Below are 13788 nucleotides of genomic sequence, written 5' to 3'. Positions count from 1 at the left end.
GGGAAGGATCAGGTGACCGGGAAAACCTTACTCGGTCACCGCAGAGCCTTGTGGGTCATTGCCGGTATCGGCCTGCGCGACGGCCATCATTTCGGCAAGCTCGGGATCGGCTTTCAGATCGGCAACCGAATATCTCGATGTCAGATTTGCGGGTGACAATTCGATGTTTTTGACCACCTGCGGCCCCGGTGCCGCTGGCCCATAGGTCCGGCCACTCACCGCGAAATAAACCGCGCCGGAATTACCCGTCCGCAGAGTCGGAGGCTCTTCAAGTTTTGGCAGGGTGAACCGCTCGCCCGCGTCCAAGATTTTTTCCAGCAATACCGTTCCATCGGCCGAGGTCACACGAACCCATGCCGGGCGTGAGGCCAGCAATTGCAACTCGGGCGCATCCGGTGCGACGGTCCGGACCGCGTTCTGTTCATCCGGCATTTGTGGGCCATATTGCATGGCCTGCGCCAGCACCGTGTTTGCGCCAGAAGTTTGCACCGGATCAACCTGCGCCTCGGAAACGGCGGATGAAGAAATGGAAGCCGCTTCAACGATGTCGGACAGGTTGGGATCGATCGAGGCAATCGGGCCATCCCGGGAATTCAGAACAGGCGCTTCCAGAATTTGCGGGCGATAGACGCGATCAAGCGCCTCTGGCTTGGGCAGATTGCTGACCAGAGTTCCCGCTTCCTCTGCCGTCATCTTCGAACCGGGAAGGCTTGCGCTCTGCGTCGGGTCCAATTCTACCGAAATCTCCGGGGCGTCATCCCCCGGCGCAAGCGTCACCCTTTGAATTTCCTGCAGCGCGGTCCAACCGCCATAGGCGAGCCCACAGACAAGCACGGCCAGAACCAGAATCGAGCCGATGGCCTTTGGCTCGACCTCGGACCAGAAGCTTTGCCGCTGAGGGATGAAAAGCGCATGCGGATTCGCCAGCGCCTCTGCCGGATCGGATGGCCTGCGCGCGGGCTTGGGACCTGATGCAGCCGGAGCCATGCCATGAGTCGGCTGAAAGCCCGATTCGAGGCAGAACCGGCGGAAGGTCCAGTCGGTATCCATATGCAGGTAGCGCGCATAGGACCTCACATAACCCGCGATAAAGCTGGGCGCATCGAAGGCACTGATATCACAGTTTTCTATCGCCGCGATATAAGAGGCGCGAATGCGAAGCTCCCGCTGCACATCCAATAGCGATTTACCCAGCGTGGCGCGTTCGCCACGCATGATATCGCCCAAGCGCGTATCGTCATCGAAGAAAAGGCTGGTTTCCTCGATATGCGAAACTTCGTCTGCCGGACTATCTGCCCGCAGTCTGCTCATGCTTTCTGCCTCTTCCCGTTTACTATGTCGCGCGAATCACCGCGACACTCACTTGTAAGTACGGGGATTTTATCACGGCTGCGAGAGCAGTTCACCAGTTGATATCATCAAGCACTCAATTCAGCGCGATTTAATGCACATTGTGACCAGAGTGCGTCCATGGCGCGCACCAGATGATCGATCTGCTTTGGATCATGCACTGGCGAGGGGGTAAAACGCAGGCGCTCGGTCCCGCGCGGAACGGTCGGGAAATTGATCGGCTGCACATAGATGCTGTAATCGCGCAGCAGCATGTCCGACAGTGACTTGCAATGCACGGGGTGGCCGACATGAACAGGCACGATATGGCTGCCGTGGTCGATGATCGGCATTCCCAATGATTTCAAGCGCATCTTCAGGATTCTTGCATGCAATTGCTGAGCATCGCGCAGCTCTTGTCCGCCCTGCCCCTTGAGGAAACGGATCGATGCCGCCGCACCGGCAGCCACGGCGGGCGGCAATGAGGTCGTGAAGATGAAACCCGGCGCATAAGAGCGGATCGCATCGCACATCCGGTTCGACGCCGCGATATAGCCGCCGAACACGCCGAATGCCTTGCCCAGCGTTCCGTTGATGATATCGATTCTATGCGACAGGCGGTCACGTTCGGCCACACCGCCACCGCGCGGGCCATACATGCCCACGGCATGAACTTCATCCAGATAGGTTAATGCGCCGAATTCTTCGGCCAGATCGCAGATTTCGGCAATCAGCCCGAAATCGCCATCCATGGAATAGATCGATTCGAAAGCGATCAGCTTGGGCGCGCCGGGATCGTCAGCCTCAAGCAGCTCGCGCAGATGCGCCAGATCGTTATGGCGGAAAATCCGCTTGGCGCCGCCGTTCCGCTTGATCCCCTCGATCATCGAGGCATGGTTCAGGGCGTCGGAATAGATGATCAGGCCGGGGAACAGCTTGGGCAGCGTCGAAAGCGTCGCGTCATTGGCGATATAGGCGCTGGAAAACACCAATGCGGATTCTTTACTGTGAAGGTCTGCCAGTTCGGCCTCAAGCCGCTTGTGATGGACCGTGGTGCCCGAGATGTTCCGCGTGCCACCCGAGCCGGCGCCGACAGCATCGATCGCCTCGTGCATGGCCGAAAGCACGACCGGGTGCTGACCCATGCCCAGATAATCATTGCCGCACCAGACGGTAATCTCCTGCTGCTGTCCATCCGGGCGTGTCCAGACCGCCTGCGGGAACCGACCCTTCGCACGCTCGATATCGATAAAGGTGCGATAGCGTCCTTCCTCGTGTAGCTGTTCAATTGCCCGGTCCAGAGCAGCGTCGTAATTCATATCTGGCGTTTCCCTTGCCTTGCCTGCTGGGTGCGATCATTCTTCCGATCAAGCGCGCTTGCCGTTGATACCTGCCGATTCCCGAAAATGACAGGTAAAAATTGTCGCAGCACAACTAAAGGCCAATACGAAAAACCAAGTGTTTCAGTCGGAAAGGATATGGAAATGACGGACAAGGCACGACTCGACGAAGTGCTTGCACAACTTGACGCCGGACAGGACGATGCCTTGACACGTCTGCTGGACTTTCTGCGCATTCCATCGATCTCGACCGATCCGGCCTATCGCAGCGATGTCCGCAAGGCTGCGGAATGGCTGCAAGGCGAATTGCAGCAATTGGGTTTCGAGGCCAGGGTTCACGATACGGCCGGGCATCCGATGGTCACTGCCCATTCGCCCCGGGGCAATGCGCGTTCGCTGCTGTTCTATGGTCACTATGATGTGCAGCCGGTCGATCCGCTTGAACTCTGGGACCGTCCGCCCTTCGAACCCGAGCTCCAGACAGGCGATAACGGCAAGGTAATCCGTGGACGGGGCGCGTCCGACGATAAAGGTCAGCTGATGACCTTTGTCGAAGCGTTCCGGGCATGGAAAACGGTGCATGGCAGCCTGCCCACCGACCTTATCCTGCTGTTCGAGGGCGAAGAGGAATCGGGTTCACCTTCGCTGCGCCCCTTCCTTCGGGAACATGCCGACGAGCTGCGCGCGTCGCTGGCGATGATCTGCGACACCGGCCTGTATTCGGATGGCCGCCCCGCCATCACCACGCAGCTTCGCGGACTTGTCGGCGAAGAGGTCGTCATCCGCGCCGCCGACCGCGATCTGCATTCGGGCATGTTCGGAGGTCTGGCCGCCAATCCGATCATGATCCTGGCGCAGGCGCTTGGCGCGTTGAAAGACAGCGATGGGCGGGTCACCCTGCCCGGCTTTTATGATGGGGTGAACGATCTTGACGACTCTCTGGCGCGGGACTGGGCGGCGCTTGGTTTCGATGCGACGGATTTTCTGAGCAAGGTCGGACTAAGCCAGCCTATCGGCGAAAAGGGCCGGACATCGCTGGAAATGGTCTGGAACCGCCCCACGGCCGAGATTAACGGTATCGCGGGGGGCTATGCCGGCGACGGGTTCAAAACGGTTCTTCCCGCAGAGGCCCGCGCCAAGGTCAGCTTCCGCCTGACTGGCAAGCAGGATTCTGAAAAGATCCGCGCCGCCTTCCGTGACCATATCCGCGCCCATGTCCCGGAGGATTGCAGCGTTGAATTCCACGAACATGGCGGCGGGCCGGCCAGTGTCATGGATATTTCCGATACGGCATTCGCCCTGGCCAAACAGGCACTGACCGATGAATGGGAACGCGAGGCGGCCTATATCGGTTCGGGTGGCTCGATCCCCATCGCGGGAGATTTCAAACAGATCCTCGATATGGATTCGATGCTGATCGGCTTTGGGCGCGACGACGACCGGATCCATTCCCCGAACGAGAAATACGATGTCGAAAGTTTCCACAAGGGCGCGCGAAGCTGGGCGCGGATTCTGGCGGAATTGCGATGACGTCCACCCTGCCGCACGGCCCGGGACCGGCGGATAATGATGCGCCGGTCCCGGTTCATCCCGGCTCCACACCCCGAATTCGCTTGACTTATCGCCCGGCACCCTCCATCTGAGCCAGGTCGCCGCCCGCTGCCGCGTGAGCAGCCGCGTCTTTAACGCTACAAGCCGCGACATATCATCCAGTTTCCCATTCACGCGGGGAGGCATGCGGGCATCCTCGTATCGCGCCCGCACCACTCGTGTTTGCCGCAGCTTTGCGCCGCGGCATCTGCCCACGCGTCCGATACGGGGGATGCGGGGATGAAAGTATTTTATGGAACAGAACACACCACGCCGCCATTTCCGCGGCAACAAAAACACCCCCCGCCCCGCCCAGAAGCACGCCGCTCCGAACGAAGGCCGCCGGGCGCCGTCGCGCGATCCGCTTCCGACCGGACCCTTCGCGGATATGGGGATCGATCCGCGCATCAATGCGAATATCGTGGCAATGGGGCTGAATCAGCCTACGCCTATCCAGGATCAGGCCATTCCGGCAGTCGTGGAAGGCCGCGATGTGCTGGGGCTGGCCCAAACCGGCACGGGCAAGACCGCCGCTTTCGGTCTGCCGATGCTGACACGGCTGATAAAGCATGGCAGGAAACCCGATCCGAAGACCTGCCGCGCATTGATCCTTGCGCCGACCCGCGAACTGGCAACCCAGATCGCACAGAATATCGATGCTTATGCCGAAGGCACCCCGATCCGCAGCTTTCGTGTTGTCGGCGGCGCCTCGATCAATGTCCAGACCGAGCGGCTTTCACGCGGGGTCGATGTCCTGATCGCCACGCCGGGCCGTCTGATCGACCTGATCGAGCGCCGTGCGATTTCGCTTGAGGCCACCACGTATCTGGTGCTGGACGAGGCCGACCAGATGCTGGATATCGGCTTTATTCACACCTTGCGCCGCATCGCGAAGATGCTGCCCCCACAGCGTCAGACATTGCTGTTCTCGGCCACCATGCCCAAGCTGATGTCCGAACTGGCCGCCACCTATCTGAAGGATCCGGTCCGCGTGGCGGTGAACCCTCCGGGCAAGGCCGCCGAAAAGATCGAACAGGGCGTGCATTTCACCACACAGGGCGACAAGGCGGCATTGCTGGCCGAATATCTGTCCAAACACCCGGGCGAATTGGCGATGGTCTTCGGTCGCACCAAGCACGGCTCGGACAAACTGGCGAAACTGCTGGACAAATGGGGCTTCAAGGTCGCCGCGATCCACGGAAACAAGTCTCAGGGTCAGCGGGAACGCGCGCTGCAGGCGTTCCGCAAGGGCGATACCCAGATACTGGTGGCAACCGATGTGGCGGCCCGGGGCCTGGATATTCCCGAGGTCGCGCATGTCTATAATTACGATCTGCCGAATGTCCCCGAGAATTATGTCCACCGGATCGGCCGCACTGCCCGCGCCGGGCGCGATGGCCGGGCCGTGGCATTTTGCGCTCCGGCGGAAGTCGGAGAGCTTCGCGCAATCGAAAAAGCGATGAAATCCGCAATCCCGGTGATCGGAGGCGAGGTGCCGGTGGGTATCCCCCGGGCCGAGCGCAATCCGTCACGGAACCGGGGCAGACCGGGCAATAATGGCGGGCAGCAACGCCCTGCCCGCCGGCCTTCCCGTCAGCCCAAATCACAGAAGGCCAAGGGCTGATCAGCCCTTGCCGCCTGCCAGTCGCGCCGCCTCTGGCAGGCGGCGCAGACGCAGCATCGCCCATATCCCGACCAGCGGGCCAGGCAGCAATACGACGAACGCCCATTGCCATCCGCCCAGAAACGCCGCGACATGCGGCATCATCCAAATGGTAAATACGGTCAGTGCGAACCCGACGCTGACCTGAATCGTCAGTGCCGTGCCGACAAAGCGCGGATCCGAAAGTTCAGTCACCGCCGCCGAATATTGGGCGCTGTCCCCGATGATCGAGATCCCCCAGATAATCGCGATCAGAGCCAGCAGCCAAGCGGGACCGTCAAAGGCAAAACCGATCAGCAAGGCGCAGGTCCCCGATATCGCCATCATTCCCGCAGTTGTCAGGCAACGCCCGATCCGGTCCGACAGCATGCCGCCAAGCACGCATCCGATTGCACCCGAGGCAACGACCAGAAAGGCAAAGAACGAGGGGGATCCCAGCGAGGCAGTCCCCTCCTGCCTGGCCGCGGTGGCAAAGGCCAGGAACCACGCCCACATGGCATAAAGTTCCCACATATGGCCGAAATAGCCCAGATTGGCCAAAAGCAGGCTCCGCTCGCGGAAGGTAGCAAAAGCGCGTCGCGGATCGAACACGGCGCGGCCGAACGCATAGGGACCTTCCTTCACCAGCATACCGAATATGATCACCGACAGGGCCGCGCCGGCACTGGACAGGATCATGACCACACGCCAATCCAGCCCGTCGCTGACGGCCCTGAACAGATGCGGCATGGATGAACCCAGCGTCACCGCACCGATCAGTACACCCATTGCCAATCCCCGGCCGTGCACAAACCAGGTTGCCATCAGCTTCATTGCGGGCGGATAGACTCCGGCCAATGCCATGCCGGTCACGAAGCGCGCTATAACGGCCGCCGTCCAGCCCGGCTGTGCCAGCAAGATCACATTGGCGGCCCCGGCAAGAAGTGCGGAAATAGCGATAAGCCGGGTCAGGCGCATGATATCGGGAAGATTGACCAGTGATGCCGCAATCGCGCCGAACACGAAGCCCAGTTGAACAGAATTCGTCAGCCAACCGGCCTGTGCCGGCGTCAGCGACCATTCAAGAATCAGCTGAGGCATAATCGCCGTTGCCGAAAACCAACAGGTCATGGCCCCGACGACACCGCTGCTTAACAGCACAAGCGCCCACCAGCGCCCTTGGGCTGGCGTTGCCATCACCGCGCTCAGTCTTCTTCTTCGTCAAGCGGCCGTTCGGGACGCGGAGGGCGGCCGATAATATCCCGCAATGCGTCAAGCTCGATGAAATTATCCGCCTGGCGGCGTAATTCATCTGCGATCATAGGCGGTTGGGACCGGATGGTGGAAACCACGGAAACCCGGACACCCCGGCGTTGCAGCGCCTCGACCAGCGGGCGGAAATCCCCGTCGCCCGAAAACAGCACCGCATGATCAAGACGCGAGGCCAGTTCCATGGCATGGACGGCAAGTTCGATATCCATATTGCCCTTGACCTTCCGGCGGCCCATGACATCGGTGTATTCCTTGGCCGGCTTGGTCACAACGCAATAGCCGTTATAGTGAAGCCAATCGACGAGCGGACGAATAGGAGAATATTCTTCTCCTTCGATAAGCGCGGTATAATAATAAGCTCGCAACAATTTCCCGCGACGATCGAACTCTTGACGCAACAATTTGTAATCAATGTCGAAGCCCAGGGATTTCGCAGCTGCATAAAGGTTGGCACCATCTATGAAAATCGCCAACCTGTCGTCCTTGTAAAACATTTTTGTTGCCTTCAATCGAAAGGTGTTGGGTGAATAGACGTCCTTCGGCTGCCACATTATGCTGCAAGCAGACAGACAAGCGCCATCCTACGACATGAGGTTTAAGCAGGTTCAGATGATCAAACATAAACTTGCACTTATTGCCCTTGGCGCCAACCTGCCTTCTGCCATCGCCAGCGCGAGTGAAACGCTGCGTATGGCGGCATGTATTCTGCACGAAAAACGAGATACTACAATAAGCGCATGCAGCCGATTCTGGAAAACTCCGGCGGTTCCTGCAGAATCCGGTCCGGATTTCATAAATGGTGCAATTATTTTACGTACAATCCTGAACCCCCATGAGTTACTTACCCGGCTTCATGAAATCGAATCGCAATTCGGTCGTGATCGCAGCACCGGGCGCTGGTCGTCGCGAGTGTTGGATCTGGACCTTATCGGATATGAAAACCTGCTACTGCCGGATCCGGAAACTCATCTACAATGGGTCCAGCTGTCGCCCAAGCGCCAGCTGATCGATACGCCAGACACCCTGATCCTGCCGCATCCGCGCCTGCAGGATCGCGGTTTTGTCCTGGCGCCTCTGGCGGAAATCGCGCCGGATTGGATCCATCCCGCCACAGGGCGCAGCATCGCGGAAATGCTGGCCGCGCTGCCGCGCTCGGCTTTGGCAGGAATGAGGCCGTTCGAGATACAGGAAACGCCGGTATTGCCTTGACATTTCGCACCATGATCGCCAGATATCCTGTTTCGTTCTAGAACTCCGATTCGTAACTCTACAGGTGAAGAATGGCCCGCGTAACAGTCGAAGACTGCGTCGACAAGGTTCCCAACCGCTTTGATCTGGTGATGCTGGCCTCGCATCGCGCGCGCGAGATCGCGTCAGGCAGTGCCCCCACAGTTGATCGCGACAATGACAAGAACCCGGTCGTCGCGCTGCGCGAGATCGCCGACGAAACCCAGCCGGTCGATGATCTGCGCGAACGGATGATCGAAGCCAGCCAGACCCAGATCGAGGTGGATGAACCCGAAGAGGATGCTATGGCGCTGCTGCTGGGTGCAGAGGTGGATCGTCCCAAGCCCGCCGATGAAGAATCCGAAGAGCGGATGCTGCGCATGATGCTGGAAGCCAGTCAGCGCAGTTAAGCGGATCGCGGGGGTCTTCGTCATAGCATGATCGACGTCGAAGACCTTATCGCGCTGATTCGCAACTACAATCCGCGCAGCAACCTGCAGCTCATCCGGGATGCCTTTGAATATGGCATGCGGATGCATGAAGGGCAGTTCCGCCAATCGGGCGAACCCTATTTCACCCATCCCATCGCCGTCGCCGCCATTCTTACCGAAATGCGTCTGGATGACGCAACGATCGCCACCGCGCTTCTGCATGACACGGTCGAGGATACCCGCTCGACCATGCCCGAAGTAGAGGCGATGTTCGGGCACGAGATCGCAAAGCTTGTCGATGGCGTCACCAAGCTGACCAATCTGCAGCTCAGCTCTGCCCAGTCCAAGCAAGCCGAGAATTTTCGCAAACTTTTCATGGCGATGTCGCGCGATCTTCGTGTGATACTGGTCAAGCTTGCCGACCGGCTGCACAATATGCGCACGATCCGTTCGATGAAGCCGGAGAAACAGCTTCAGAAGGCGCGCGAGACGATGGATATCTATGCCCCGCTGGCCGGACGGATGGGGATGCAGTGGATGCGCGAAGAGCTTGAGGATCTGGCCTTCAAGGTCATCAATCCCGAAGCGCGGAACTCGATCATCCGTCGCTTCGTCAGCCTTCAGAAGGATTCCGGCGACGTGATCAGCCAGATCACCGCCGATATCCGCACCGAACTCGAGCGTGAGGGGCTGGATGCGGATGTTTTCGGGCGCGCGAAAAAACCCTTTTCGGTCTGGCGCAAGATGCAGGACAAACAGCTTGCGTTTTCCCGTCTTTCGGACATTTACGGCTTTCGGATCATCACTCATAGCGAAGGCGATTGTTATCGCGCCCTTGGGCTGATCCATCATCGCTGGCGAGCTGTGCCCGGGCGCTTCAAGGATTATATCAGCCAGCCGAAATCGAACGGATATCGTTCCATCCACACCACCGTTTCGGGACGTGACGGCAAGCGGGTCGAGGTACAGATCCGCACCCGGCAGATGCATGAGGTCGCCGAGGCCGGGGTTGCCGCGCATTGGGCGTATCGCGACGGGGTGCGGACCAAGAACCCCTTTGCCGCCGATCCCGCCGACTGGCTGGAGAAACTGACCGCTCAGTTCGATGGCGAGGATCACGATGAATTTCTCGAGAATGTCAAACTCGAGATGTATCAGGATCAGGTTTTCTGCTTCTCACCCAAGGGCGATGTCATCCAGTTGCCGCGCGGCGCCACGCCGATCGATTTTGCCTATGCCATCCACACAAGGTTGGGTCACGCTTGCGTAGGCGCGAAAGTCGACGGTATCCGCGTGCCGCTGTGGACCAGGCTCAAAAATGGTCAATCGGTCGAAATCATCGCGGCCTCGGGCCAGCGTCCGCAGGCCACATGGCTGGACGTAGTGGTCACGGGCCGGGCGAAAGCGGCAATCCGGCGATCCCTTCGGCAAGAGGATCGTGATCGTTTCATACGGCTGGGACGCGAACTTCTGCGTGTCAGCTTCGAGCATGTCGGCCGCAAAGTGACCGACAAGGCGCTGCGCACCGCCGCGAAACAGATGGGACTCGAGGATGCGGACGAGCTTCTGGCCCGGATCGGCAGCGCCGAGAATTCCGCGAAAGAGGTTCTGGACGTCCTTTACCCTGATCTGGCCGACAGTTCCGACGAGTTGGATGGCAGCCGCCCTATTGCAGGGCTGGATGCCGATCAGCATTTCACCCGCGCGCCCTGTTGCAGCCCCCTGCCCGGCGAACGGATCGTGGGCATCACCTATCGCGGTCGCGGAGTGGTGATCCATGCGATCGACTGCCCCGTATTGGCGGAATTCGAGGACAACCTGGATCGCTGGATCGATCTTCGCTGGCAGGAAGGACGCCATCCTCCGGCCTATTCAACCACGCTGCGCCTGACGATCCGTCATGACGCGGGTGTGCTTGGCCGGATATGCACGCTGGTCGGACAGCATGGCGCGAATATATCGAATCTTGAATTCCTGGACCGCAAACCAGATTTCTACCATATCTCGCTTGAAGTGGAATTGCGGCATCATGAACATCTCCACGCGCTTCTGACCGCGCTCGAGGCGGAAAGCGACGTGGCGCAAGTTGCCCGGTTCCGCGATCCGTCGCTGAAACCGTAAACAGGTTGTGACGGAATATTCGCAGGCCGGGATAAACAGGCAAGAGGATCGGAGCTCAAGGTGTTCAAACGCCGTAAACCGCGCAGCTATAGTCAAATGGCCAGCGATATGTTCTATCCTCGCGGCGGCTGGCGGCGGGCCGGAACCTATGTGGTTTACCGTTTGCGTCGGCTACCCGATCAACCCCATCGCATCAGCCGCGGAGTCGCCGCCGGCATATTCGTTTCGTTCACGCCGACATTCGGACTTCATTTCGCGCTTGCCGCAACATGCGCATGGCTGATCCGGGGCAATATCCTTGCCGCATTGCTGGCGACATTCGTCGGAAACCCCATCACCTTCCCTTTTATCGCCGTCCTGGCCGTCAGTCTGGGACGCGAGCTTCTGGGGCTTGGGGGTCAGTTGTCGCCGCAATTGATTTTCAGCGAGTTCACGCGCGCCAGTGCCGAATTATGGTATAATCTCCGCTCGGTCTTCGGACCCGAGCAGGCTCAGTGGGAAAATCTTGGCCATTTTATCAGGGATGTCTACTGGCCCTATTTCGTCGGCGGGACGATCATCGGCCTGCTGGTCAGCACCGCCGCGCATTACATGACCGTGCCTGTGATCCGCGCCTATCACAAACGCCGAGAGAAAAAGATGGCTGCCCGTATCGCGCGGGTCAGGCTTCATCAACAGGCCGCAGACACGCATATATCTGAAGGCGCCGCAAAACCGGAAACACCTGGCGATAAAGCGGGCCACATCCGACCTGAATCATCGGACAAGGACCCCATTCAATAACCTTTCATGCGGTCGACAAGGTGCAGGATCTGCTCGCCCCGCATCGCCCGGCGCAAATTTTCGGCCACGACCAAAGCGGCGGTTCCGGGACGTGTTTCCGCAGCAATGTGCGGAGTTACGGTAATTTTCGGATGTGCCCAGAACGGATGGTCGGACGGCAACGGCTCGGTTCTGAAAACATCCAGAACCGCATGACCAAGATGGCCTGAATCCAGCGACTCGATCAGCCCTTCATCATCCAGCACCGTCCCTCGCCCCGGATTGACAAGCCACGCACCGCGCGGAAGGCGGTGAAGGCTGTCAGCATTCAGCAGGTTCCCGGTTGCAGAGGTGTCGGGCAGAAGCGAAATCAGGATATCAGCCCGGGCAAGAGCCTGATCAAGCTGATCCCCGGCAAGAACATCCATCCCCTCGACCGGGCGGCCGGAAGCGCTCCAGCCGGTAACCCGAAATCCGATTCCGCGCAGCATCCTGCCGGCGGCGGCGCCCAATTCTCCTGTGCCCAATATGGTGACATGGCGTTCTGTCGCCAGCGGAGGAATCTGACCATGACGCCAGATGCCGTCCTGCAGATAGCCGTCCATGCCCAGATGGGCGCGCATCGCCCAGCCGGTACAGAACTCGGCCATGCCCTGCGCCAACCCCGGATCGACCATGCGCGCCAATGGTTGCGTCAGAGTGGGATTGCTGATGATCCGCTCGACCCCGGCCCAAAGGCTTTGGACAAGCCGGGCGTTACGATAGGGCGTCAGATCCTCGATCTCCCCCCCGGGGGCATAAATGATCGCGTCGATAGCTGCCGGATCGCCGTCCCGGACAAGAGACATTTCCGGACATGCCGCCATCAATGGCGGGGACCACCCGTCCCACATGGAAGCCGGAGCTGCGAAAAGAACCTGCATCTGATCACCTTGGTCTGTGGACATGGGCGGCCTGCATCATACCGAACCCCATCAGCAATATCATCATGGCCGTCCCGCCATAGCTGACAAGCGGCAACGGAGAGCCGACGACCGGCAGTATCCCGGTTACCATGCCCATATTGATTGCGAAATAGACGAAAAACGTGCCTGCGACCCCGATCGTCAGCAACGAGCCGAAACGGTCACGGTTGGTGATGGCCGAAAACAGGCAGAACCCGATGATCAGTGAATAAAGCACCAAAAGCGAGATAGCACCGACAAACCCGAATTCCTCGGCCAGAACGGTAAAGATGAAATCGGTATGTTTCTCGGGCAGGAAATTCAGCCGCGATTGCGTGCCTTGCATGAAGCCCCGCCCCGACCATCCCCCCGATCCCAGGGCTATCTGCGCCTGCGTGATGTTGTAACCATCGCCCAGCGGATCGACAGATGGATCAAGAAACGTGTCGATGCGGCGATATTGATAATCCTTGAGCAATTGCCACTCGGTATCTCGGCTTTCCATCACGGCCGTCACGAGGGCTGCGATCAGTAATATCACCCCGGCAAAATACCACAGGGATACGCCTGCGGCGAACATCACGATCGCCCCTCCCGTGATCAGCATCAGCGAGGTTCCCAGATCGGGTTGCATCATGACAAACCCGGTCGGAGTCAGGATCAGAAGAACCGGAACCAGCACCCAGAACGGATGCGAGACCTTACGGGCATCCAGCCAGTCGTAATAGGCCGCAAGCAGCAGAACCAGCGCGATCTTCATCAGCTCGGACGGCTGGAATTGAATGGGGCCGATATCTATCCAGCGCTGTGCACCCATTCCGATATCGCCGATCAATTCAACCGCGGCAAGAAGCACAAGGCACAGTACATAAGCGAAAACCGATACGCCGCGCCAGAACCACATCGGCACGAAGGCAAGCCCGATCATCAGGATCATTCCGACGATGAAGCGATAAATCTGCGGTTCGGCCCAGGTTTCGAAATCCCCCCCCGCCACCGAATACAGCATGACAAAGCCGTAACAGGCGACGGCAAAAATCAGGAAAACCAGCGGCCAGTTCAGATACAGGATCTTGCGCCAACCAGTCGGGATCTGCGCAACCTGATAATCGAGATACGCCATGCTTATC

12 protein-coding genes are annotated in these 13788 nt (G+C 59.2%); 6 read left to right on the top strand and 6 right to left on the bottom strand.

Features of this window, described 5'->3' with window-relative positions; genetic code table 11:
* Positions 1-27: 27 nt before the first annotated feature.
* Complete coding sequence (locus Q0601_RS15295) at positions 28-1311, bottom strand: helix-turn-helix domain-containing protein (protein ID WP_305290733.1); 1284 nt, start codon at positions 1309-1311, stop codon at positions 28-30.
* A gap of 107 nt (positions 1312-1418) precedes the next feature.
* Positions 1419-2648 (bottom strand): 5-aminolevulinate synthase, encoded by a 1230-nt coding sequence (gene hemA, locus Q0601_RS15290; RefSeq protein WP_305290731.1) that lies wholly within the window; start codon positions 2646-2648, stop codon positions 1419-1421.
* Between the two features lie 165 nt (positions 2649-2813).
* On the opposite strand from hemA, the gene Q0601_RS15285 reads away from it, so the two are divergent.
* Both Q0601_RS15285 and Q0601_RS15280 read left to right on the top strand, forming a co-directional pair.
* A complete protein-coding gene (locus Q0601_RS15285) occupies positions 2814-4199 on the top strand; it encodes a dipeptidase (RefSeq protein ID WP_305290730.1) in 1386 nt (461 codons plus the stop codon).
* Between the two features lie 448 nt (positions 4200-4647).
* On the top strand, positions 4648-5883 hold the full coding sequence (locus tag Q0601_RS15280) for a DEAD/DEAH box helicase (RefSeq protein WP_305290775.1): 1236 nt from the start codon (positions 4648-4650) through the stop codon (positions 5881-5883).
* Here Q0601_RS15280 and Q0601_RS15275 read toward each other — a convergent pair whose 3' ends face one another.
* Both Q0601_RS15275 and Q0601_RS15270 read right to left on the bottom strand, forming a co-directional pair.
* Positions 5884-7098, bottom strand: a complete 1215-nt coding sequence (locus tag Q0601_RS15275) for an MFS transporter (protein ID WP_305290729.1) — start codon at positions 7096-7098, stop codon at positions 5884-5886.
* 8 nt (positions 7099-7106) lie between these two features.
* The gene (locus Q0601_RS15270) at positions 7107-7667 is read right to left on the bottom strand and encodes a LabA-like NYN domain-containing protein (protein ID WP_119751261.1); all 561 of its coding nucleotides are present in this window, start codon (positions 7665-7667) and stop codon (positions 7107-7109) included.
* Between the two features lie 115 nt (positions 7668-7782).
* On the opposite strand from Q0601_RS15270, the gene folK reads away from it, so the two are divergent.
* The 4 genes from folK (at position 7783) to Q0601_RS15250 (ending at position 11735) form a co-directional block, all read left to right on the top strand.
* On the top strand, positions 7783-8382 hold the full coding sequence (folK, locus tag Q0601_RS15265; RefSeq protein ID WP_305290728.1) for a 2-amino-4-hydroxy-6-hydroxymethyldihydropteridine diphosphokinase: 600 nt from the start codon (positions 7783-7785) through the stop codon (positions 8380-8382).
* Positions 8383-8453: 71 nt separating this feature from the next.
* Positions 8454-8810 (top strand): DNA-directed RNA polymerase subunit omega, encoded by a 357-nt coding sequence (gene rpoZ, locus Q0601_RS15260; RefSeq protein ID WP_305290727.1) that lies wholly within the window; start codon positions 8454-8456, stop codon positions 8808-8810.
* A 27-nt stretch (positions 8811-8837) separates the two neighbouring features.
* Positions 8838-10952 (top strand): RelA/SpoT family protein, encoded by a 2115-nt coding sequence (locus Q0601_RS15255; RefSeq protein ID WP_305290726.1) that lies wholly within the window; start codon positions 8838-8840, stop codon positions 10950-10952.
* Positions 10953-11012: 60 nt separating this feature from the next.
* Positions 11013-11735 carry a DUF2062 domain-containing protein gene (locus tag Q0601_RS15250; RefSeq protein ID WP_305290725.1) on the top strand — a complete coding sequence of 241 codons (723 nt, stop codon included), beginning with the start codon at positions 11013-11015 and terminating at the stop codon, positions 11733-11735.
* Here the strand turns inward: Q0601_RS15250 and Q0601_RS15245 are convergent.
* Both Q0601_RS15245 and rodA read right to left on the bottom strand, forming a co-directional pair.
* Positions 11729-12661 (bottom strand): 2-hydroxyacid dehydrogenase, encoded by a 933-nt coding sequence (locus Q0601_RS15245; RefSeq protein ID WP_305290724.1) that lies wholly within the window; start codon positions 12659-12661, stop codon positions 11729-11731. The genes Q0601_RS15250 and Q0601_RS15245 overlap by 7 nt on opposite strands.
* Complete coding sequence (rodA, locus tag Q0601_RS15240; protein ID WP_305290722.1) at positions 12642-13781, bottom strand: rod shape-determining protein RodA; 1140 nt, start codon at positions 13779-13781, stop codon at positions 12642-12644. Before rodA ends, Q0601_RS15245 begins: the two co-directional genes overlap by 20 nt.
* Between the last annotated feature and the right edge of the window lie 7 nt (positions 13782-13788).

This window comes from Paracoccus wurundjeri (genome assembly GCF_030678915.1).
Classification (GTDB): domain Bacteria; phylum Pseudomonadota; class Alphaproteobacteria; order Rhodobacterales; family Rhodobacteraceae; genus Paracoccus; species Paracoccus onubensis_A.
This window is presented reverse-complemented; position numbering and strand designations above follow the sequence as displayed.

Bases quoted from the DNA above. Each gene is read 5' to 3' on its own strand.
- Q0601_RS15295 (WP_305290733.1), bottom strand. From the start codon at position 1,311: ATGAGCAGACTGCGGGCAGATAGTCCGGCAGACGAAGTTTCGCATATC.
- hemA (WP_305290731.1), bottom strand. From the start codon at position 2,648: ATGAATTACGACGCTGCTCTGGACCGGGCAATTGAACAGCTACACGAG.
- Q0601_RS15285 (WP_305290730.1), top strand. From the start codon at position 2,814: ATGACGGACAAGGCACGACTCGACGAAGTGCTTGCACAACTTGACGCC.
- Q0601_RS15280 (WP_305290775.1), top strand. From the start codon at position 4,648: ATGGGGATCGATCCGCGCATCAATGCGAATATCGTGGCAATGGGGCTG.
- Q0601_RS15275 (WP_305290729.1), bottom strand. From the start codon at position 7,098: ATGGCAACGCCAGCCCAAGGGCGCTGGTGGGCGCTTGTGCTGTTAAGC.
- Q0601_RS15270 (WP_119751261.1), bottom strand. From the start codon at position 7,667: ATGTTTTACAAGGACGACAGGTTGGCGATTTTCATAGATGGTGCCAAC.
- folK (WP_305290728.1), top strand. From the start codon at position 7,783: ATGATCAAACATAAACTTGCACTTATTGCCCTTGGCGCCAACCTGCCT.
- rpoZ (WP_305290727.1), top strand. From the start codon at position 8,454: ATGGCCCGCGTAACAGTCGAAGACTGCGTCGACAAGGTTCCCAACCGC.
- Q0601_RS15255 (WP_305290726.1), top strand. From the start codon at position 8,838: ATGATCGACGTCGAAGACCTTATCGCGCTGATTCGCAACTACAATCCG.
- Q0601_RS15245 (WP_305290724.1), bottom strand. From the start codon at position 12,661: ATGTCCACAGACCAAGGTGATCAGATGCAGGTTCTTTTCGCAGCTCCG.
- rodA (WP_305290722.1), bottom strand. From the start codon at position 13,781: ATGGCGTATCTCGATTATCAGGTTGCGCAGATCCCGACTGGTTGGCGC.